This window comes from Streptomyces sp. NBC_01408 (assembly GCF_026340255.1).
In the GTDB taxonomy this organism is placed as follows: domain Bacteria; phylum Actinomycetota; class Actinomycetes; order Streptomycetales; family Streptomycetaceae; genus Streptomyces.
In genome coordinates, this window is record NZ_JAPEPJ010000001.1 from 3,759,825 (window position 1) to 3,781,105 (window position 21,281).

Below are 21,281 nucleotides of genomic sequence, written 5' to 3' on the forward strand. Positions count from 1 at the left end.
GGTGGTTACCGTGGCGGTCGCGATGACCGTGGCGGCGACTACCGCGCGGACCGTGACCCGGTCAAGCGGCTTCCGATCGACGAGGACGTCACCGGCCTCGAGATCGACGCCGATGTGCGTCAGGAGCTCCTGAGCCTGCCCAAGGGCCTGGCCGAGGAAGTCTCCAAGAACCTGGTCATGGTCGCCCGGCTGATCGATGAGGACCCGGAGCAGGCGTACGCGTACTCGCGCATCGCCCTGCGGCTGGCCTCCCGTGTCGCCGCCGTGCGCGAGGCCGCCGGCTTCGCCGCGTACGCGACGCAGAAGTACAGCGAGGCCCTCGCGGAGTTCCGTGCCGCCAAGCGCATGACCGGTTCCGTCGAGCTGTGGCCCGTCATGGCCGACTGCGAGCGCGGCCTCGGCCGTCCGGAGCGGGCGCTGGCCATGGCCGGTGAGCCCGAGGTGCAGAAGCTGGACAAGGCCGGTCAGGTCGAGATGCGCCTGGTCGCCGCCGGTGCCCGGCGGGACATGGGGCAGCTCGAGGCCGCCATCGTGACCTTGCAGAGCCCGGAGCTGGCTTCCAGCTCGGTCCAGCCGTGGACCGCGCGCCTGCGGTACGCCTACGCCGACGCGCTGCTCGCGGCCGGTCGTGAGGACGAGGCGCGCGAGTGGTTCGCCAAGACCCTCGAGGCCGACAAGGACGGGGCGATGGACGCCTCCGACCGGCTCGCCGAGCTGGACGGGGTCGAGTTCGTCGACGCGGCCATGGACGACGAGGACGACGACGAGGACGCTGCCGAGGTCGCGGCGGCCGAGCGGGCCTCCGACGTGGCCGAGTACTACGACGAGGACGACGACGAGTACGAGCCCGTCGAGCAGTCCGAGGCCGACGTGGACGTCGATGCGGACGTCGATGCCGACGAAGACGATGTAGACGACGTAGACGACGAGGTCCGGGACGACTTCGACGCCGACGCCGACGCGGACATGACCGACGAGGTCGTCGTGCTCGAGGACGAGGACGACGAGCAGGACACGGGCCGCGACAAGGCCTGAGCGACGTGAGAAAGGGCGGTACCCCCTCGGGGGTACCGCCCTTTTCCATGTCCGGGGGTGGTCAGTCCAGGCTGCGCAGGACCAGGCCGGTGGCCGGCTTCGGGCCGAAAGAGGTGGACTTGCGGGGCATGGTGACGCCCTGGCGTGCGAGGTCCCGGACGACTTCCTCCCGTACGGGGTGCAGCAGGACGGCGGTGCCGTTGTGGCGCTCCGCCATGGCGACCGTGGCGGCGGTGTCGTGGATGTACGCGATGTGCTCGGGGGCGTCGGGGACGTTCCAGAGGGCGTCCAGCAGCGTCGCGTGCAGCACGGTGGCGTCCAGCCGGCGCCAGGCCTCGGGGCGGTCGCGGCGGACCGTGCGCTCCAGGAGGGCCGGGGCGGGGTCGGTGACCAGGTGGAAGCGGCCGTCACCCGTGAGGAGGAAGGCGTTGCCGCGTTCCGCCGCGTCCGCGAGGGCCTCCAGGGCGAGCGGGAGCGGCCCGTCGACGGCGCGGACCCGGAAGTGGCTGTCGAGGGCGGCGAGGGCGTCCGCGACCGGCAGGCGGCGCAGCATCCGGTGGATGGCGCGGACCTGGAGCGGGTAGCGGGCGGTGTCCACGAGGAGGACCAGGCCGAAGTCCCAGGCGGTCGGGGAGGTGTGTTCCTCCTGGAGGCGCAGGTAGGTGGCCCAGCGGTGGTGGCCGTCGGCGATGAGCGCCTGGCGGTGGCCGAGGTCGGCGGTGACGGCGGCCAGCTCGGCGGGGTCCGTGACGGCCCACAGCCGGTGGCGGAAGCCGTCCTCGGTGGTGGTCTCCAGCAGGGGGGCGCGCCGGGCCGTGGCCGCGACGGCCCGCGCCGCGGCGGCGTCGGGTTCCTCGCTGCGGTAGGTGAGGAGGAGGGGTTCGAGGTTGGCGGAGGTGGCCCGCATCAGGCCGGCCCGGTCGGTGACCACGTCCGGCATGACGTCCTCGTGGGGGAGGACGATGCCCTCGTCGGCGGTGGACAGGGCGAGGGCGCCGATGATGCCGCGCTGGAGCAGACCGGCCTTGCTCTGCTCGTAGACGTAGAGCGCGGGTTCGGGGTCGGCGCTGAGGACGCCCTCGGTGAGCCAGTCGCGCAGGGTGTGCGCGGCCTGCTCGTTGCGGGCGGCGGGGGTGTCGGCCTGGGGAAGGATCAGGCGGACGATGTTGTGCGGGTCGGCGGATTCGAGGTAGTCGACTCCGTCGGGGCGTACGACCACGTCGTAGGGCGGTGAGGTGACGGCGGCGAGGCTGCCGACACGCTCGGGGTCGTAGCGCAGGCCATGGAACGGGATCAGGCGCAGTCCATGGCCCGCGGTGCCAGATGTGGTCATTGGTGCATGGTAAGACCCGCATTGCGGTGCGGGATGATCGGGGGAGTACGGAAATCGGACAAGATCGACCCCATGAGGAGTGCCCAGGATGACCCGGCAGAGCAGGACCAGTCCCGCGGCGAGTGAGCGGAATCTGCACCAGGCGTACGACACCGCTCTGCTGGACCTCGACGGGGTGGTGTACGCGGGCGGGGAGGCCATCGCGCACGCGGTGGAGTCCCTGGTCACGGCCCGCGCGCAGGGGATGCACCTCGCCTACGTGACGAACAACGCGCTGCGGACTCCTGACGCGGTCGCCGGGCACCTGACCGAGCTGGGCATCCCGACCGAGGCGGGCGAGGTGATCACCTCGGCGCAGGCGGTGGCCCGGCTGATCGCGGAGCAGGTGGCGCCCGGCTCGAAGGTGCTGGTCATCGGTGGCGAGGGGCTGCGGGTCGCGTTGCGCGAGCGCGGGCTGGTGCCGGTGGAGTCGGCCGGGGAGGACGGTCTCGCGGCGGTCGTGCAGGGCTACGGGGGGCCCGAGCTGGCGTGGGGGCGGTTCGCGGAGGCCTCGTACGCGATCAACCGGGGGGTGCCGTGGTACGCGTCCAACACCGACCTGACGATCCCCGGGGCGCGCGGGATCGCGCCGGGCAACGGGGCCGCGGTGGAGGTCGTACGGATCGCCACGGGCGCGGAGCCGCAGGTGGCGGGCAAGCCGCTGCCCCCGATGCACCGGGAGACGGTGCTGCGGACCGGGGCGAAGCGGCCGCTGGTGGTGGGGGACCGGCTGGACACCGACATCGAGGGCGCCTTCAACGGGGAGGTGGACTCGCTGCTGGTGCTGACCGGGGTGACCGACGCGGCGCAGCTGCTGCGGGCCGAGCCGAGGCACCGGCCGACCTATGTGGACCGGGACCTGCGGGGACTGCTGACCGGGCAGCCGCGGGTACGGGAGCACGCGGGGGGCTGGGAGTGCGGTGGCTGGATTTCGGCGGCGGCCGGTGGCGAACTGGAGCTGCGTACCCTCCCGGAGGCGGGCGGGACGGAAGCGGCGGACGCGGATCCGGTCGACGGGCTGCGGGCGCTGTGCGCGGCGGCCTGGACGGCGGCAGGGGACGGGGTCTGCGGGCTGGACGCCGAGAAGGCGCTGGCCAGGCTGGGGCTCTGAGGCATCCGGCGGGACGGGAATCAAGCAGGGTAGGCTAACCTAACCTGCGTGTTGGTCGAGAGTCCCCCCGAACCCGAACCCGAACAGAGTGCGGCGCCGCCTGCCGGCGCCCGTCCGCGCCATGCCGCGCGTACCGCCGGTCTGGCGGCCGCCCTCGCGGTGCTGGCCCTGGTCGTGGTGGCGAGCATCGCCGTGGGCGCGAAGCAGATGCCCCTCGACCAGGTCTGGCACGGCCTGTTCGACTACGCGGGGACGCCCTCCGACGTGGTGGTGCGGGACCTGCGGGTCCCGCGCACCCTCCTGGGACTGATGGTCGGCCTCGGTCTCGGCCTGTCCGGTGCGGTGATGCAGGCGCTGACCCGCAACCCGCTGGCCGAGCCCGGCATCCTCGGCGTCAACGCGGGCGCCGCGGCCGCCGTCGTCTCCGCGATCAGCTTCCTCGGCGCGAGCTCGCTGAGCGAGTTCGTGTGGTGGGCCTTCCTGGGCGCCGCCGTCGTCTCGGTCGTCGTGTACGTGCTCGGCGGCAGCCGCGGCGCGACGCCGGTACGCCTCGCGCTCGCCGGTACGGCGGCCAGTGCGGCCCTGGTCGGCTACATCAACGCGGTGCAGCTGATGGACAGCACGGCGCTGGACAAGCTCCGCTTCTGGACGGTGGGTTCGCTGGCCTCGGCCAACATGGACACCGTCCGGCAGGTGGCCCCCTTCCTGCTGGTCGGCGCCGTCCTCGCGCTCTCGCTGGGCCGGCCGCTCAACGCGATGGCCCTGGGCGACGACACCGCGCGGGCCCTGGGCGCGCACCTGACGCGGACCCGGATCGGCGCCATGGCCGCCATCACCCTGCTGTGCGGTGCGGCGACCGCCGCCTGTGGGCCGATCGTCTTCATCGGGCTGATGATCCCGCATCTGGTACGGGCCTTCACCGGGCCGGACATGCGCTGGGTGCTCGCGTACTCGGCGGTCCTGTCGCCCGCCCTGCTGCTCGGCGCCGATGTCGTCGGACGGGTCGTCACCCGGCCCGCCGAACTCCAGGTCGGCATCGTCACCGCGCTCATCGGCGGCCCCGTCTTCATCTACCTCGTCCGCCGCAAGAGGATGGCCCAGCTGTGACCGCGACCGCCGCCCCCGGCACGGAACAGCCGGCCCGGACCCGACGGCCCGCGGCCCGGCCGCTGCGCCTCCCCGGCGGGAAGTCGCTGCGGGTCGAGCGGCGCGCCCTGGTCACCGGCGTGCTGCTCGCGCTGGCGGCGCTCGCGATGGCCGTCGTCCTCATCGGCACCGGCGACTTCCCGATCGCCCCGTGGGACGTCGTCCAGACCCTGTTGGGCAACGGCTCGCCCGCCCACCAGTTCATCGTCAACGACCTGCGGCTGCCGAGGGTCCTGGTCGCCCTGCTCGTCGGCGCGGCCCTCGGCATGGCCGGGGCCGTCTTCCAGTCCGTCTCCCGCAACCCGCTCGGCTCCCCGGACCTGCTCGGCTTCGGCTACGGCTCGGCGGTCGGCGCGCTCGCCGTCATCATCCTTTTCAAGGGCGGGGCCACCGAGGTGGCCGTCGGCGCGCTGCTCGGCGGGCTGCTGGCCGGCGTCGCCGTCTACCTGCTCGCGTACAAGCGGGGCATCCAGGGCTACCGGCTGGTGCTGGTCGGCATCGGCGCCTCCGCCGTGCTGATCGCCGTCATCCAGTACCTGCTCACCAAGGCCCAGGTGGTGGACGCCACCCGCGCGATGGTCTGGCTGACCGGCTCGCTGGCCGGCCGGGACTGGGCGCAGGTCACGCCGCTGTCCGTGCTCTGCGCGGTGCTCTTCCCGCTGGTCCTCGGGCAGGGCCGGGCCCTGCGGATGATGGAGATGGGCGACGACGCCGCGTACGCGCTGGGGGTGCGCGTGGAGCGTACGCGGCTCCTGCTGATGCTCGCGGCGATCGTGCTGACCACCGCCGCGGCCGCCGCGGCCGGGCCCATCAGCTTCGTCGCACTGGCCGCGCCGCAGCTGGCCCGGCGGCTGACCCGGTCGCCCGGGGCGAACCTGATGACCGCCGCGCTGATGGGCGCGCTGCTGCTGCTGGTGTCCGACTGGGCCTCGCAGCGGGCCTTCGGCGCCGACCAGCTGCCGGTGGGCGTGGTGACCGGACTGGTCGGCGGTGTCTACCTGCTCTGGCTGCTCGTCACCGAGCGCAGGGCGGGACGCGTATGACCGCGACCGGGCCGCAGAGACCGAAGCAGAATCCCTGGAGGAGTACCGAAGTGCAGCGGCTGACCGCGCAGAACGTGACCCTCGGCTACGACCAGCGGGTCATCGCCGAGAACCTGTCGGTGGAGATCCCCGACCATTCCTTCACGGTGATCGTCGGGCCCAACGCCTGCGGGAAGTCCACGCTCCTGCGCGCCCTGTCGCGGATGCTGAAGCCGGCCGCGGGCCGGGTGCTGCTGGACGGGCAGGCCATCGCGTCGATGCCCGCGAAGAAGGTGGCCCGGACCCTGGGGCTGCTGCCGCAGTCCTCGATCGCGCCGGACGGCATCACGGTGGCCGACCTGGTCTCCCGGGGCCGGTACCCGCACCAGGGGCTGCTGCGGCAGTGGTCGCCCGAGGACGAGCGGATCGTGAACGAGTCGATGGCCTCGACCGGGGTCGGCGAACTCGCCGACCGGGCCGTGGACGAGCTGTCGGGCGGACAGCGGCAGCGGGTGTGGATCGCCATGGCGCTCGCCCAGCAGACCCCGCTGCTGCTCCTCGACGAGCCGACGACCTACCTGGACATCCAGCATCAGATCGACGTACTGGACCTGTGCGCCGAGCTGCACGAGAACCAGGGCCGGACCCTGGTCGCGGTGCTGCACGACCTCAACCACGCCGCCCGCTACGCCACGCACCTGATCGCGATGCGGGGCGGGGAGGTCGTCGCCGAGGGGCCGCCGACCGAGGTGGTCACCGCGGAGCTGGTGGAGCGGGTGTTCGGGCTGCGGTGTCAGGTCATCCCTGATCCGGAGACGGGGACGCCGCTGGTGATTCCGGCGGCGCGGAGATCCCGTGCGGGGGCCCGTGCCGTGTAGCGGGTGCGGGTCGGCTTCCTGGGGCTCCGCCCCAGACCCCGCGCCTCAAACGCCGGCGGGGCTGGGTTGCTACAGCAGGCTCTTCAGACGTAGCAGGTCGCGGAAGCCGGCCTCCAGCCTGACCCGGCCGGAGGCCCAGGCCTTGGCGAACTTCAGCTCGCCCGCGACCAGTGCCATCAGGTCGTCGCCGGTCATGGCCAGCCGGATCTCGGCCTTGTCGGCGGGCGGGCCCGCGGCGACCGCCTCCACCCGGATCCGGCCGCCCTCGAGACGGCCCGTGAAGGTCTGGTCGAGGTCGGTGATGTGGCAGCTCAGGGAGCGGTCGAGGGCGGCCGCGCCGTGCGCGCCGCCTTCGGCCCGTGCAAGATTGCCGGAGAGTCGGTCGAGTGCTTCGCGGCACTCCTGGATCGTAGCCATCGTGATCACGACCGTACCGCAGAGCCGTGCGTGGTCGCGGGGCGCTTCGGGGTAGCGTCGGGGCATGAGCGACGAAGTGCCCGACGCGGGACCGTACGAGCCCCCGGTGACCGTTGCGGGTACCGGTTGCGAGACCGTTCCCGAGACGGCTGAAGAGGCCGCCGCAGAGCCCGCAGGGCCGCTGCCGCTCGGCGTCGTGCGCACCCCCACCGGCCACGCCGCGGTCGACGCGCACCTCGGGCGGCTGGCGGACGCGGACCACCTCACGGCGGACGGACACCTCCAGGTGTACGAGGATGTCCACAAGGGGCTGCGCTCCGCGCTGACCGCGCTGGACGCACCGCCCGTCCCTGGTCCGTACGAAAACAGGAGCTGAACCGAACGTGGCAGGAGTGGCACGCCGCCGCCTGGACGCCGAACTGGTACGCCGCAGCATGGCCCGCTCGCGCGAGCACGCCGCGCAGCTGATCGCCGCGGGCCGGGTGACCGTGGGCGGCAGCACCGCGACCAAGGCCGCCACCCAGGTCGAGACCAGTGCGGCCCTCGTGGTCCTCAAGGACGACAGCGACCCGGACTACGTTTCCCGCGGCGGCCACAAGCTCGCGGGCGCGCTGGCCGTCTTCCAGCCGCAGGGGCTGCGCGTGGAGGGCCGCCGGGCGCTGGACGCCGGGGCCTCCACCGGCGGTTTCACCGATGTGCTGCTGCGTGCGGGCGTGGCCCACGTCGTGGCCGTGGACGTCGGCTACGGGCAGCTCGCCTGGGCCCTGCAGAGCGATGACCGGGTCACCGTCAAGGACCGTACGAACGTGCGCGAGCTGACGGTCGAGCAGATCGACGGCATCCCGGCGGACCTGGTCGTCGGCGACCTGTCCTTCATCTCCATCGGCCTGGTGCTGCCCGCGCTGGTGCGGTGCACGGCGCCCGACGCCGACCTGGTGCTGATGGTGAAGCCGCAGTTCGAGGTCGGCAAGGACCGGCTGGGGAGCGGCGGTGTCGTGCGCAGCGCGGAGCTGCGGGCGGAGGCCGTGCGCGAGGTCGCGGCGCAGGCGGGCAAGCTGGGGCTGGGGGTCCTCGGGGTGACGGCGAGTCCGCTGCCGGGGCCGTCGGGCAATGTCGAGTACTTTCTGTGGCTGCGGGCGGGGGCACCGGCCCTCGACCCGGCGGATGTTGACCGTGCCGTGGCGGAGGGGCCGCAGTGACTGATTCATCAGGTTCAGCTTCATCGGTTTCAACTTCATCGGGTTCGACGGAGTCGGAAGGTCCGGAAGGTTCGGCGGCGGTGCGTACGGTCTTCCTGCTCGCGCACACCGGACGGCCCGCGGCCATCCGCAGTGCCGAGCTGGTCGTGAAGGGCCTGCTGCGCTGCGGGCTCGGGGTACGGGTCTTCGAGCACGAGGCGGTGGACCTGCCGCTGCCGCCCGAGGTGGAGCTGGTCACCGGGTCCACCCCGGCGGTGCTCGACGGCTGCGAGCTGCTGATCGTGCTGGGCGGGGACGGGACCCTGCTGCGGGGCGCCGAGTTCGCGCGGGCCTCGGGCGTGCCGATGCTCGGCGTCAACCTGGGCCGGGTGGGGTTCCTCGCCGAGGCCGAGCGCGACGACCTGGACAAGGTCGTGGACCGGGTGGTGACGCGCGAGTACGAGGTCGAGGAGCGGATGACCCTCGACGTGGTCGTGCGCACGAACGGGGACGTGGTCCACCAGGACTGGGCGCTGAACGAGGCCGCCGTCCAGAAGGTGTCCCCGGAGCGGATGCTGGAGGTGGTCCTGGAGATCGACGGGCGCCCGGTGTCCGGCTTCGGCTGTGACGGGATCGTCTGCGCGACCCCGACCGGCTCGACGGCGTACGCATTCTCCGCGGGCGGACCGGTGGTCTGGCCCGAGGTGGAGGCCCTGCTGATGGTGCCGATCAGCGCGCACGCGCTGTTCGCGAAGCCGCTGGTGACCTCGCCGGACTCGGTGCTGGCGGTGGAGGTGCAGACGGGGACCCCGCACGGGGTGCTCTGGTGCGACGGCCGGCGCATGCTGGAGCTGCCGGCCGGGGCCCGCGTGGAGGTCCGGCGGGGCGCGGTGCCCGTGCGGCTCGCCCGGCTGCACCACGCGTCCTTCACGGACCGGCTCGTCGCGAAGTTCGCGCTGCCGGTGTCCGGATGGCGTGGCGCGCCCCATTAGCAGCCCGTGCGGGGGCCCGCCCGCACCTCAATAGAACATCCGTTCGGGAATTCGGGGCGGGTGACGTCACATGGCACCCGTGAACCTCGGTATCGTCGTCCCGTGCTTGAGGAGATGCGGATACGGTCGCTCGGGGTCATCGACGACGCGGTGGTCGAGCTGTCGCCCGGTTTCACCGCGGTGACCGGCGAGACCGGCGCGGGCAAGACGATGGTCGTCACCAGCCTCGGGCTGCTGCTCGGCGGTCGCGCCGACGCGGCCCTGGTTCGGATCGGGGCCAAGGCCGCGGTCGTCGAGGGCCGCATCGTCCTGCGCCCCGGCGCGCCCGCCGCACTGCGCGCCGAGGAGGCCGGGGCCGAGCTCGACGACGGCGCCCTGCTGATCAGCCGGACCGTCTCCGCCGAGGGGCGCTCGCGCGCCCACGTCGGCGGCCGGTCCGTGCCCGTGGGCCTGCTCGGCGAGCTCGCGGACGACCTCGTCGCCGTCCACGGCCAGACCGACCAGCAGGGCTTGCTGCGGCCCGCCCGGCAGCGCCAGGCCCTCGACCGGTACGCAGGGGACGCCGTCGCCGTCCCGCTGGAGAAGTACGGCTCGGCCTACCGCAGGCTCCGCGCGGTGGCCGTCGAGCTGGAGGAGATCACCACCCGGGCCCGGGAACGCGCCCAGGAGGCGGACCTGCTGCGCTTCGGGCTGGACGAGATCGCGGCCGTGGAACCGGTGGCCGGCGAGGACGCCGAACTGGCGGCCGAGGCGGAGCGGCTCGGACACGCCGAATCGCTGGCCTCGGCGGCGCAGATCGCGCACGCCGCGCTCGCGGGCAACCCCGAGGACCCGGAGGCCATCGACGCGAACATGCTCGTCGCGGGCGCCCACCGGGCCCTGGAATCCGTACGCTCCCACGACCCGGCGCTCGGTGCGCTCGCCGAACGCATCGGGGAACTGGGCATCCTGCTCGGCGACGTGGCCGGGGAGCTGGCGGGCTACGCCGACGACCTGGACGCCGATCCGCTGCGGCTGGCCGCGGTGGAGGAGCGGCGGGCCGCGCTGACCCAGCTGACGCGCAAGTACGGCTCGGCGGGCACCGTGGACTCCGTACTGGAATGGGCCGAACAGGGCGCGGCGCGACTACTGGAACTGGACGGCGACGACGAGCGGATCACGGAGCTGACCGCCGAACGGGACGGGCTGCGGTCCGAACTGTCGCTGCTGGCACAGGCCTTGACGGACGCGCGGGTGGAGGCGGCGACGCGGTTCGCCTCCGCGGTGACCGCCGAGCTGGCCTCCCTCGCGATGCCGCACGCGCGGGTGACCATCGACACCCGGCAGGTGGAGGACCCCGACGGCGTCGAGGTGGACGGCCGTGCGGTCGCCTACGGCCCTTCGGGCACGGACGAGGTCGAGCTGCTCCTCGCTCCGCACCCCGGGGCCCAGCCGCGGCCGATCGCCAAGGGAGCCTCGGGCGGTGAGCTCTCCCGGGTGATGCTGGCCGTGGAGGTCGTCTTCGCGGGCTCCGACCCGGTGCCCACGTACCTCTTCGACGAGGTGGACGCGGGCGTCGGCGGCAAGGCGGCGGTCGAGGTGGGCCGGCGGCTGGCGAAGCTGGCCAGGACGGCGCAGGTCGTGGTCGTCACGCACCTGCCGCAGGTCGCGGCCTTCGCGGACCGGCAGCTGCTGGTCGAGAAGACCAACGACGGCTCCGTGACGCGCAGCGGGGTCACCGTCCTGGAGGGCGAGGCCCGGGTCCGCGAGCTGTCGCGCATGCTGGCGGGACACGAGGACTCGGTCTCGGCGCGTGCGCACGCCGAGGAACTGCTGGCGGCGGCGCGCGCCGACGCGTAGCCGCGCGCGACGCGGACGAAACGGTTCGGGGGGCCCGGTACGCACGAGCGTGCCGGGCCTTCGCGCTGCCGGGTGCCGGGTGCCCGTGGCCCGGTCCGCCTCCGTGTCAGGCCCCACGTCCGGCTCCCCGCCCGGCTTCCCGTCCGGCTTCCGCGGCGCATCCGGTGCGCGGGGCGAGGGGGTCCGGAGGCCGGGGCGGGAGGGGCGGAGGTGACGGCACGCTAGCCCGTGTGGGTGAGCCTGAAGGGGGTCTGGCACCATCTCGTACCGGATCCGCACCCGTATGGTCCCGGAACGCGCGTGCGGACTGGCATCCTTGGCGACGTCTCTGACTCCCTCTCCCAGGAGCTTCGGCCCGTGAGCAGCTCCCCGGTCTCCGCCCCGGTCCCGGCACAGCCCTACGGGCGGCCACCCCTCCGTACCGTCCAAGTGCTCGGCGGTGCGGGCGCGGGCAGCAGCGCGCACGTGCGGTCGCTCGCGACCGGCCTCGCCGCGCGCGGGGTACGGGTCACGGTGTGCGCGCCCGTCGAGGCCGAGGGGGAGTACGACTTCACCGGAGCCGGGGCGCAGTACGCGCCCGACGCGGCGAGGGCACTGCGCGCGGCGTGCGCCGGGGCGGACGTCGTGCACGCGCACGGCGTACGGGCCGGGATGCGGGCCGCGCTGGCCCTGCGCGGGCACCGGGCGCCGCTGGTGGTGAGCTGGCACGGCGAGGGCCCGGCGGCCGGCGGTGCGCTCGGGCGGCTGGCCCGGCTGCTGGAACGCCATGTGGCGCGGGCCGCCGCGGTGGTCCTGGGCGCCTCCTCGGACCAGGTGGACCTCGCGCGGCTGCGCGGGGCACGGGACGCGCGGCTGGCACCGGTGGCCGTCCCGGCGGGCCCGGAGGCGGCCGCGGACGAGGCGGGCAAGGCGCGTGCGGAACTCGGGGCGATGGAAAGGCCCCTGCTGATCGCGGTCGGCAGCCTGGTGTCGGACCGGGGGTACTCCCTGCTGCTCGACGCGGCGCGGGAATGGCGGACGCTGGACCCCCTGCCGCTGCTGGTGATCGCCGGCGAGGGCCCCTTGCGGGCCGAACTGGCCCGGCGGATCGAGGCCGAAGGGCTGCCGGTACGGCTGCTGGGGCGGCGCCGGGACGCGGCGCAGCTGCTGGCGGCGGCCGACGTGGCGGTGCTGCCGAGCCGGTGGGAGGCGCGGGCGCTGCTGGCGCAGGAGGCGCTACGGGCGGGCGTACCGCTGGTGGCGACGGCCGTCGGGGGCGTGCCGGAGCTGGTGGGCGAGGGGGCGGTGCTGGTCCCGTACGGGGACCCGGGGGCCCTTGCCGGCGCGGTGGCCGGCCTGCTGGCCGACCCCGACCGCCGGGCCGGGCTGTCCGCCGCGGGCCGGGCACAGGCCGCGACGTGGCCGTCGGAGGACGACACGGTCGCGCAGGTCCTGTGCGTCTACGACGAGTTGATGGAACGGGCCCGGCGGTAGCGGCACGGGCCCGGCGCCGCTGGCGGGGCTCCGCCCCGGAAGCGGCGCCTCAAACGCCGGCGGGGCTGAAAGGTCGGGGTTCCGCCCGGGCCCAGCGCCTCAAACGCCGGCGGGGCTGGATTCGGCCGGCCGACAGGCGAGGCTGGATTGCCCGCAGGGCAATTTCAGCCTCGCCGGCGTTTGAGGCGCGGGGTCTGGGGCGGAGCCCCAGGGAACGGTGGAAGGGCGGGTAGGGGACCCAGCCCCGCAGGGCCACCCGTCCACCGCAGTGTGGCCATCCGGCCGTGGCCGAACCCCCGCCCAGCCGCCCGACGGACGGAGTCCCGCGCAGCCCCGCGAAGCCCGGGAGGCCCGTCAGGGCCGAGGGGTGCGAGCGGGGCGTCAGGAAGGAACGTGGCGGCGGGCGCGCAGGGCCAGGCTCAGGGAGAGGACCGTCTCGGGGTCGTCCAGGTCCGTGCCCAGCAGCTCCGAGATGCGGGCCAGGCGGTTGTACAGGGTCTGCCGGTTCAGATGCAGTTCGCGGGCCGTCTCCGCCTTGCGGCCCGCATGGGCCAGGTAGGTCTCCAGCGTGGGCAGCAGCGGCGGCCGCGAGGTCAGGTCGTGCGTGCGCAGCGGGCCGATCGCCCGGTCCACGAAGGCCGCGAGGTCGGGGTGCTCGCGCAGCCGCCACAGCAGCAGGTCGATGTCCAGGCGCCGGGCGTCGTACCAGGGGCGCCCCGGGAGCCCGTGGGCCGCCGTGGCCGTCTCCGCGGCGTGCCGCAGGCCCGCCGAGGCGGCCGCCCAGCCGCCCGCGACACCGACGACCACGGCCGGCGGGGCGGCGGCGCGGTCCAGGCCGGCCCGTTCGACGCCGGCCCGCAGCGCGGCCGCGACCCGGTCCGCCACCGCCGTGCGTTCCGACTCCGCGCGCAGCGAGACCAGCAGCGGGACCCGGCCCTCGACGGGGCGTACGCCCAGCAGCACCGGCACGCCGACGGATGAGAGCTCCTCCAGGACCGCACGGGCCAGAACCGCCCAGTTGCCGGAGGGGCCCAGGTCCGAGGACAGCCGCATGACCACCGGAAGCAGCGGTCCCGCGCCCGGCTTGAAGCCGAGGACGCGGGCCTGCGCCGGGGCGTCCTCCGCCGAGATGCGGCCCTCCGCCAGGTCCGTCAGGAAGTCGCCGCGGCCGCGCGCCGCCAGCTCCTCCTCCTGCCGTGCCTGCATCAGCACCACCGCGAGCACGCCCGCCGTGCGCTCCGCCGCCATCCGGTGCACCGGGAGCAGGGGGGCCGAGACGCCGAGGAGGACGAGCCGCGCCCGTACGGAGCCCGTGCCGTGGCCCCCGCCGGGTACGTCCACCACCACCGCGTGCGCCGAGGGTTCGGCCTCGCGCTGGCCGCGCAGGCCCTCCCACACCTGGAGCGGGTCCGCGCCCGGATCCCCGGCCGAGCTGCCGGCCGCGTAGAGCAGCTGTCCGTCCGGGGTCTCCAGGAACACCGGGTTGCCGGTGAAGTCGGCCAGGATGTGCAGCACCTGCGGGATCCCGCCGCCGCCGAGCAGGGCCTGCGTACAGCGGCGGTGGACCTCCTCCGCCCGCTGGAGCAGCGCGTAATGGTGGTTGACGATCTCGGTGTGGACCTCCTCCGTGACGGTGACGAAGGGGACCTCACGATGGAGCTGGACCAGCGGCAGGCCCGCCGTGCGGGCGGTCTCCACGATCGTCGCCGGCAGCCGGGTGAAGCGCGGGCCGAGCTCGACCACAAGCGCGGCGATCCCCCGGTCCGCGAGACGGCGTACGAAGGCCCGCTGTTCGGCGGGGCGGGTGCCGAGGCCGAGACCCGTGGTCAGCAGCAGCTCGCCGCCCTTGAGCAGCGACGCGATGTTCGGCACCTCGCCGGCGTGCACCCAGCGGACGGTGCGCCCCAGCCGGTCGGCGCAGGCCACCACTTCCGGCAGCCCGCTGCGCAGCCCCGGCAGGTCCAGTGCCCGCTGAACCGTGATCCCGCCTTGATCGTCCATATCGCGGGACGGTACCGGCCGTCCAGCTCCGATCACATCACCCACGGGTTACAAGTGCGGCGCGGCCCGACAACTCGTCGCCCCCGCAAGGGGATTATCGGACCGCGTGTCGATTGTGGTCTGCGTCACGCGGGGAGAGAGTGGGCGCCCTCCACACGGAAGAGGGCGCAATGAGCACAGACATCCCGGGCGGGTCGCCACAGACCCCCGCAACCCCGCAGGTCCAGCGGCTGAAGGCCAACTCGGTCGGGCTCGTCGGCGTCGTCTTCATGGCGGTGGCCACCGCCGCGCCGATCACCGCCATGACCGGCAACCTCCCCATCGCGGTCGGCTTCGGCAACGGTGTCGGAGCCCCGGCCGGATACCTCTTCGCGACCCTCGTGCTCACGGTCTTCGCGGTCGGCTACGTGGCCATGGCCAAGCGGATCACCGCCGCGGGCGCCTTCTACGGGTACATCTCGCACGGCCTCGGCCGGATCGCCGGCATGGCCTCGGGGATGCTCGCCGTCCTCGCCTACATCGTCTTCGAGGCCTCGATCGTCGGGGTGTTCTCCTACTTCGCGAAGACCACGGTCCACGACCAGCTCGGCGTCGACCTGCCGTGGGTGCTGTACGCGGCCGCCATGCTCGCCGTCACCGCCGCCCTCGCCCACTTCGACATCAACCTGACCGCCAAGGCCCTCGGCGTGATGCTGATCGCCGAGATCGCCGTGCTGTTCGCCGTCGCCACCGCCGTCCTCTTCGCCGGGGGCGGTCCGGACGGGATCCCGCTGGAGCCCGTCAACCCGAAGAACGCCTTCACCGGCACCTCCGCCGGACTCGGGCTGTTCTTCGCCTTCTGGTCCTGGGTCGGCTTCGAGTCCACCGCCATGTACGGCGAGGAATCCCGCGACCCCAAGCGGGTCATCCCCAAGGCCACCCTCATCTCCGTGGTCGGCGTCGGCCTCTTCTACATCTACGTCTCCTGGATGACCATCGCGGGCAACGGCCTCACCAAGTCCGTGGAACTGTCCGCCTCCACCAGCCCCCTCGACCTCTTCTTCGCCCCCACCCAGAGCTTCATCGGCGCCTGGGCCGTCGACGCCTTCCAGTGGCTGCTGCTCACCGGCTCCTTCGCCTGCGGCATGGCCTTCCACCAGTGCGCCGCCCGTTACCTCTACGCCATCGGCCGCGAGGGCTTCCTCTCCCCGCAGCTCGGCCGCACCCACGTCAGGCACGGATCCCCGTACGTGGCCTCGCTGGTGCAGACCGCCATCGCCACCGCGCTCGTCGCCGGATTCTGGCTCAGCGGGCAGGACCCGTACCTGCACCTGTACACACTGCTCGCCATCCTCGGCACCATGGCGATCCTGATCGTCCAGACGCTCTGCTCCTTCGCCGTCATCGGGTACTTCCGCAAGAACCACCCCGAGGACCGGCACTGGTTCAAGACCTTCACCGCCCCGCTGCTCGGCGGGATCGGCATGACCGCCGTCGTCGTCCTGCTGGTGCTCAACATGGAGACCGCGGCGGGCAGCGCCGCCGGGTCCCTCTTCTTCACGCTGATCCCGTGGATCGTCGTCGGCGTCTTCCTCGGCGGTCTCGGTCTCGGCCTCTGGCTCAAGGCGAAGGCCCCCGAGCGTTACGAGATCATCGGCCGGATCGTCCTGGAGGACGCCGCCGAACGCCCCGACGCCCCTGCCCCGTCCACCGCCGCCGCGAACGTCTGAGGAGCGCCACCATGGCCCGTACGCCCTTGATGCACGCCCTGCGCCGGCTCGCCGCCGAACACGCCGCCGCCCGCCGCCTCGACCTGCCCGTCGCCGAGGTCCGCGGCTCCACCCGCCGCGAACTCCTCGGCCGGGCCGCCGCCCTCGGCCTCGGCACCGCCCTCGCCTCGTCCGGAGTGGCGTACGCCGCCGGGCCCGCCCCCGACAAGAAGCCCGTCGGCCCCGCCCGGGTCGCCGTGGTCGGCGCGGGCATCTCCGGCCTGACCGCCGCCCTCACCCTGAAGGACGCGGGGGTCGACTGCACCCTCTACGAGGCCAACCCGAGCCGGGTCGGAGGCCGCATGTGGACCCAAGCCGACCACTGGGCGTACGGGCAGACCTCCGAGATCGGCGGCGAGCTGATCGACACCAGCCACAAGAAGATCCTGGAGCTCTGCCGCCGCTTCGACCTGCCCGTCGAGGACTTCCTCGGCGGCGGACCCAACGGGGCCGAGGAAGTCCTCTGGTTCAACGGCGAGTACTACTCCCGCACCCAGGCCGACGAGGACTTCAAGGCCGTCTACCAGGCGCTGCACCGCGACCTCCAGGAGGCCGGAGAGGTCACCTGGAACTCCACGACCCCGGCCGGCACCGCCCTCGACAACATGACCCTGTACGAGTGGATCGAGACCCGGATCCCCGGCGGCCACGGCTCGCAGCTCGGCCGCTTCATCGACGTGGCCTACAACGTCGAGTACGGGGCCGACACCGATCAGCAGTCAGCCCTCGCCCTGGTCCTCCTCATGGGCTATCAGCCCAACCCGGGCAACTTCAACGTCTGGGGCCTGTCCAACGAGCGGTACCACATCACCGGCGGCAACGACCGGCTGCCCCACGCCATCGCCGCAGCCCTGCCCGCCGGTTCGATCGTGATGGGCCGCGAGCTGCTCGCCGTACGGGCCAACGCCGACGGCACCCAGACCCTGACCTTCAACGACTCGGGAGCCACCCGGACCGTCGTCGCCGACCACACCGTCCTGTGCCTGCCGCTGCCGGTCCTCCAGCGCATCGACACCTCACAGGCCGGCTTCGACCCGCTCATGCGCAGCCTCCTGCGCGACGCCCGGATGGGCCACTGCACCAAACTCAACATGCAGTTCACCGCCCGCCCCTGGCGCGGCAGCGGACCCTGGCCGGGCGTCTCGGCCGGCGACTGCTTCACGGACCTGGACGTCCAGCAGACCTGGGACACCACCAAGCTCCAGCCCGGCACCGGCGGGATCCTGCTCCAGTACGGCGGCGGCACCCTGGCCGCGGCGCTCACCCCCGCGACCCCCTTCGCCACCGAGGCCGACCCGTACGTACGCGACCTCGCGAGCCGCGTGCTGAGCGGCGTCGACGCCTTCTATCCGGGCACCAAGGCGGTCTGGAACGGGCGGGCCCAGCTCTCCGCCTGGCACCGCAACCCGTACGCCCTGGGCGCCTACTCGTTCTGGCCCACCGGCTACCTGCACCGCTACGCCCAGTACGAGGGCACCGCCCAGGGCAACGTCCACATCGGCGGCGAGCACTGCAGCTACGACTTCCAGGGCTTCATGGAGGGCGGCGCCACCGAGGGCGAGCGCGCGGCGCGCGAGGTGATCGCGGCCCTCGGCTGAGCCTCAGGCGGGCTGGATGTTGTGGTTGAAGCGGAAGACGTTGTCGGGGTCGTACTGCCGTTTCACGGCTCTCAGCCGGCGCATGTTCTCCTCGCCCACGCCCGCCGCCACCCGGTCCGCGCCCTCGTCCCCGGTGAAGTTGAGGTACACGGCTCCGCTGCTCCACGGCCCCACGTCGGCGCGCACCTCCCTCACCCACCGCATGCACCGCGCGTCGTCGGCGGGGTCCTCCCAGATGCCGAACGGGTGCACCGCCCAGGGGGAGTCCCGGTACGGGACGGGGTACTCCGAGGGGCCGTCCGCGATGGCTCCGCCCAGCGGGAAGAGGATGTGCTGGGTTCCCGTCGGGACCGGCATGGCGTGCGCGCGGGCGCAGAACACCTCGACGAGCTCGTCGGGCAGCCCGGTCAGGTACTCCGCCGACCAGTAGTTCCGCAGCCCCGGCGGGTCGTCGATCATGCACTGCAGTTCGGGGTACGGGATGGCCGTGACGATCTCCGCCTCGTGCGGGATCGCCAGCAGCGGCGCGGCGAGCCGGCGCATCTCCTCCTCGGGCCCCGCGTACGTCAGCAGCGCGGCGGCCACCAGCCGGCCGACCAGGTGCGGCGGGACGAACTCCTCGGGCGGGCCGGTCAGGTAGAGGGCGGCGCCGCTCGCCTCGGGCGGCCCCGCCTCGATGACCTCCCGGTACGTACTCACCACCTCGGCCCCGCGCTCCGGCAGGTACAGCAGGAAGGCGATGGACATGACGGGCAGGTCGTGCAGGCGCAGGGTCAGCGAGGTGGCGACGCCGAAGTTCCCGCCGCCGCCGTGCAGCGCCCAGAACAGCTCGGGGTGGTCCTCCGCGGTCGCGTGGACGAGCTCGCCGTCCGCGGTGACCAGGTCCACGCCCAGCAGATTGTCCACCGCCAGGCCGAACTTGCGGTCCAGCCAGCCGGAACCGCCGCCCAGGACGAAGCCTCCGACACCGGTCGTGGAGGCCCGGCCGCCGGTGGTCGCCAGCGCGTACGGGTGGCAGGCCAGGTCCAGATGGCTCATCGTGGCCCCGCCCTCGATGTGGGCGGCCTTCGCCGCCGGATGGACCGTCACCTCGTGCATCCGGCGCAGGTCCACGACCAGGCCGCCGTCGTTGAGGGACATCCCGGCGACGCTGTGCCCGCCGCCGCGCACCGCGATCTTCAGGTCCAGGTCCCTCGCGAAACGCACGGCGGTGACCACGTCGGCCGTGCTCTGGCACTGGGCGATCACGGCGGGCCTGCGGTCGACCATCGAGTTGAAGCGGGTCCGGGCCTCGTCGTACCCCGCGTCGTCCGGTGTGAAGACGTCACCGGCCAGATCCTCGCGGAGCGCGACGAGCGCCGTCCCCGCCTTCGAGAGGGGCGCCATGGCTCCCCCTTCCGAGAAGGGCATAGGGCCCTTTCAGCGTAGGCGGAGGAGATCACGGGGGCACGGCGGGAGGATCCGCGCGCCCGGGCGCGCCCCCCGGCCGGCGCACCACCCTCCGCCCGGCGTGACACCCCCCAGGCCGGCGCGTCACTCCCGGGCCGCGTGGCACCCCGTACGCGCGCTACCCGCCGTACGCCCCGCTCGCGGTCAGCCGCAGCGCCGTGTCGATCAGCGGAACGTGGCTGAAGGCCTGCGGGAAGTTCCCGACCTGCCGCTGGAGCCGCGGATCCCACTCCTCCGCCAGCAGCCCGAGGTCGTTGCGCAGCGAGAGCAGCCGCTCGAAGAGCCGCCGGGCCTCGTCCACCCGGCCGATCATCGCCAGGTCGTCGGCCATCCAGAACGAGCACGCCAGGAAGGCGCCCTCGTCGCCCTCCAGACCGTCCACGCCGGCCTCCTCGCCCGCCGTCGGGTAGCGCAGGATGAAACCGTCGGGCGTGGACAGCTCGCGCTGGATCGCCTCGATGGTGCCGATGACCCGCTTGTCGTCCGGCGGCAGGAAGCCCATCTGCGGAATCAGCAGCAGGGAGGCGTCCAGCTCCCTCGACCCGTAGGACTGGGTGAAGGTGTTGCGCTCCTTGTCGTAGCCCTTCTCGCAGACGTCCTGGTGGATCTCGTCGCGCAGTTCGCGCCAGCGCTCCAGCGGGCCGTCCGCGTCCCCGCTCTCGACCAGCTTGATCGTGCGGTCCACGGCCACCCAGGCCATCACCTTCGAGTGCACGAAGTGGCGGCGCGGGCCGCGCACTTCCCAGATGCCCTCGTCCGGCTGGTCCCAGTGGGTCTCCAGGTACCGGATCAGTTTGAGCTGGAGCACCGAGGCGTAGTCGTTGCGGGCCAGCCCGGTCATGTGGCCCAGGTGCAGGGCCTCGGTGACCTCGCCGTACACGTCGAGCTGGAGCTGGTGGGCGGCGCCGTTGCCGACGCGGACCGGGCGGGAGCCCTCGTAGCCCGGGAGCCAGTCCAGTTCGGTCTCGCCGAGCTCGCGCTCGCCCGCGATCCCGTACATGATCTGGAGGTTCTCCGGGTCGCCGGCCACCGCGCGCAGCAGCCACTCGCGCCAGGCGGAGGCCTCCGCCCGGTAGCCGGTGCGCAGCAGCGACGACAGCGTGATGGCCGCGTCCCGCAGCCAGGTGTAGCGGTAGTCCCAGTTCCGGACCCCGCCGATCTCCTCCGGGAGGGAGGTGGTCGGCGCGGCGACGATCCCGCCCGTGGGGCCGTACGTGAGGGCCTTGAGCGTGATCAGGGAGCGGACCACGGCCTCCCGGTAGGGCCCGTGGTAGGTGCACTGCTCGACCCACTCGCGCCAGAACTCGGTGGTCGACTCCAGGGCCGCCTCGGCCTCCGGGGCCTCCGGCGCGCCCCGGTGCGAGGCCTGCCAGCTGATGCTGAAGGCCACCCGGTCGCCCGGGCCCACCGTGAAGTCGGAGTAGGTCGTCAGGTCCTTGCCGTAGGTCTGGGCCTCGGTGTCCAGCCAGATGGAGTCCGGACCGGCCACGGCGACCGTGCGCCCGTCGACCTGGTGCACCCAGGGCACGACCCGGCCGTAACTGAACCGCATGCGCAGCGCGGAGTGCATCCGGACGCGCCCGGAGACGCCCTCCACGATGCGGATCAGCTGCGGGGCGTGGTCCTCGCGGGGCGGCATGAAGTCGATCACGCGGACGGTGCCGCGCGGCGTGTCCCACTCCGACTCCAGCACCAGCGAGTCGCCGCGGTACCGGCGCCGGGTGGCACGCGGGGCCTCGGTCTCCGCCGGGAACGCCGGGCCGATCCGCCAGAACCCGTGATCCTCGGTGCCGAGAATGCTCGCGAACACGGCATGGGAGTCGAAACGTGGCAGACACAACCAGTCCACTGCCCCGTCCCGGCAGACCAACGCCGCGGTCTGCATGTCCCCGATCAGTGCGTAATCCTCGATGCGCCCGGACACGTTGCATCTCCAGTCGAACGGCCACGTCCGCCCCGAAGGGCGCTTGCATTGCGCGGTTGCGCGGTCTCCTGTGGGTGGGGATCTCCGCGCCGAGCCCA

The 21,281-nt window shown here is 73.4% G+C and carries 17 protein-coding genes; 12 read left to right on the forward strand and 5 right to left on the reverse strand.

Annotated elements, in window-relative coordinates; genetic code table 11:
• Positions 1 to 114: 114 nt before the first annotated feature.
• The gene (locus tag OG447_RS17145) at positions 115 to 1,035 is read left to right on the forward strand and encodes a tetratricopeptide repeat protein (protein WP_266938914.1); all 921 of its coding nucleotides are present in this window, start codon (positions 115 to 117) and stop codon (positions 1,033 to 1,035) included.
• A gap of 61 nt (positions 1,036 to 1,096) precedes the next feature.
• On the opposite strand, the gene OG447_RS17150 is transcribed toward OG447_RS17145, so the two are convergent.
• Positions 1,097 to 2,368, reverse strand: a complete 1,272-nt coding sequence (locus tag OG447_RS17150) for a DUF1015 domain-containing protein (RefSeq protein WP_266937483.1) — start codon at positions 2,366 to 2,368, stop codon at positions 1,097 to 1,099.
• 88 nt (positions 2,369 to 2,456) lie between these two features.
• On the opposite strand from OG447_RS17150, the gene OG447_RS17155 reads away from it, so the two are divergent.
• The 4 genes from OG447_RS17155 to OG447_RS17170 are packed head-to-tail and all read left to right on the forward strand — an operon-like array spanning position 2,457 to position 6,564.
• The gene (locus OG447_RS17155) at positions 2,457 to 3,518 is read left to right on the forward strand and encodes an HAD hydrolase-like protein (protein ID WP_266937484.1); all 1,062 of its coding nucleotides are present in this window, start codon (positions 2,457 to 2,459) and stop codon (positions 3,516 to 3,518) included.
• 48 nt (positions 3,519 to 3,566) lie between these two features.
• Entirely contained in the window at positions 3,567 to 4,625 is a 1,059-nt protein-coding gene (locus OG447_RS17160; RefSeq protein ID WP_266937485.1) for an iron ABC transporter permease, read from the forward strand.
• Entirely contained in the window at positions 4,622 to 5,707 is a 1,086-nt protein-coding gene (locus OG447_RS17165) for an iron chelate uptake ABC transporter family permease subunit (protein WP_266937486.1), read from the forward strand. The genes OG447_RS17160 and OG447_RS17165 overlap by 4 nt, the downstream gene beginning before the upstream one ends.
• Positions 5,704 to 6,564 carry an ABC transporter ATP-binding protein gene (locus OG447_RS17170; RefSeq protein ID WP_266937487.1) on the forward strand — a complete coding sequence of 287 codons (861 nt, stop codon included), beginning with the start codon at positions 5,704 to 5,706 and terminating at the stop codon, positions 6,562 to 6,564. Before OG447_RS17165 ends, OG447_RS17170 begins: the two co-directional genes overlap by 4 nt.
• Positions 6,565 to 6,633: 69 nt before the next feature.
• On the opposite strand, the gene OG447_RS17175 is transcribed toward OG447_RS17170, so the two are convergent.
• Positions 6,634 to 6,981 carry an SCP2 sterol-binding domain-containing protein gene (locus OG447_RS17175; RefSeq protein WP_266937488.1) on the reverse strand — a complete coding sequence of 116 codons (348 nt, stop codon included), beginning with the start codon at positions 6,979 to 6,981 and terminating at the stop codon, positions 6,634 to 6,636.
• A gap of 64 nt (positions 6,982 to 7,045) precedes the next feature.
• Between OG447_RS17175 and OG447_RS17180 the strand changes: the two genes are divergently transcribed.
• The 5 genes from OG447_RS17180 to OG447_RS17200 all read left to right on the forward strand — a co-directional run bounded on the left by OG447_RS17180 (position 7,046) and on the right by OG447_RS17200 (position 12,463).
• Positions 7,046 to 7,357, forward strand: a complete 312-nt coding sequence (locus tag OG447_RS17180) for a hypothetical protein (RefSeq protein ID WP_266937489.1) — start codon at positions 7,046 to 7,048, stop codon at positions 7,355 to 7,357.
• A gap of 7 nt (positions 7,358 to 7,364) precedes the next feature.
• Entirely contained in the window at positions 7,365 to 8,180 is an 816-nt protein-coding gene (locus OG447_RS17185; protein WP_266937490.1) for a TlyA family RNA methyltransferase, read from the forward strand.
• An 80-nt stretch (positions 8,181 to 8,260) separates the two neighbouring features.
• Entirely contained in the window at positions 8,261 to 9,151 is an 891-nt protein-coding gene (locus OG447_RS17190) for an NAD kinase (protein ID WP_266937491.1), read from the forward strand.
• A 114-nt stretch (positions 9,152 to 9,265) separates the two neighbouring features.
• The gene (gene recN / locus OG447_RS17195) at positions 9,266 to 10,990 is read left to right on the forward strand and encodes a DNA repair protein RecN (RefSeq protein WP_266938915.1); all 1,725 of its coding nucleotides are present in this window, start codon (positions 9,266 to 9,268) and stop codon (positions 10,988 to 10,990) included.
• Between the two features lie 357 nt (positions 10,991 to 11,347).
• On the forward strand, positions 11,348 to 12,463 hold the full coding sequence (locus tag OG447_RS17200; RefSeq protein ID WP_266937493.1) for a glycosyltransferase family 4 protein: 1,116 nt from the start codon (positions 11,348 to 11,350) through the stop codon (positions 12,461 to 12,463).
• Between the two features lie 381 nt (positions 12,464 to 12,844).
• Here OG447_RS17200 and OG447_RS17205 read toward each other — a convergent pair whose 3' ends face one another.
• Positions 12,845 to 14,464 carry a PucR family transcriptional regulator gene (locus tag OG447_RS17205; protein WP_266937495.1) on the reverse strand — a complete coding sequence of 540 codons (1,620 nt, stop codon included), beginning with the start codon at positions 14,462 to 14,464 and terminating at the stop codon, positions 12,845 to 12,847.
• Positions 14,465 to 14,634: 170 nt separating this feature from the next.
• Between OG447_RS17205 and OG447_RS17210 the strand changes: the two genes are divergently transcribed.
• Together OG447_RS17210 and OG447_RS17215 are read left to right on the forward strand one after the other, a co-directional pair.
• On the forward strand, positions 14,635 to 16,173 hold the full coding sequence (locus OG447_RS17210) for an APC family permease (protein WP_266937497.1): 1,539 nt from the start codon (positions 14,635 to 14,637) through the stop codon (positions 16,171 to 16,173).
• An 11-nt stretch (positions 16,174 to 16,184) separates the two neighbouring features.
• On the forward strand, positions 16,185 to 17,810 hold the full coding sequence (locus tag OG447_RS17215) for an NAD(P)/FAD-dependent oxidoreductase (protein ID WP_266937499.1): 1,626 nt from the start codon (positions 16,185 to 16,187) through the stop codon (positions 17,808 to 17,810).
• Between the two features lie 3 nt (positions 17,811 to 17,813).
• On the opposite strand, the gene OG447_RS17220 is transcribed toward OG447_RS17215, so the two are convergent.
• Both OG447_RS17220 and OG447_RS17225 read right to left on the reverse strand, forming a co-directional pair.
• Positions 17,814 to 19,196, reverse strand: a complete 1,383-nt coding sequence (locus OG447_RS17220) for an FAD-binding oxidoreductase (RefSeq protein ID WP_266937502.1) — start codon at positions 19,194 to 19,196, stop codon at positions 17,814 to 17,816.
• A 181-nt stretch (positions 19,197 to 19,377) separates the two neighbouring features.
• A complete protein-coding gene (locus OG447_RS17225) occupies positions 19,378 to 21,183 on the reverse strand; it encodes a glycoside hydrolase family 15 protein (protein WP_266937504.1) in 1,806 nt (601 codons plus the stop codon).
• Positions 21,184 to 21,281: the final 98 nt, after the last annotated feature.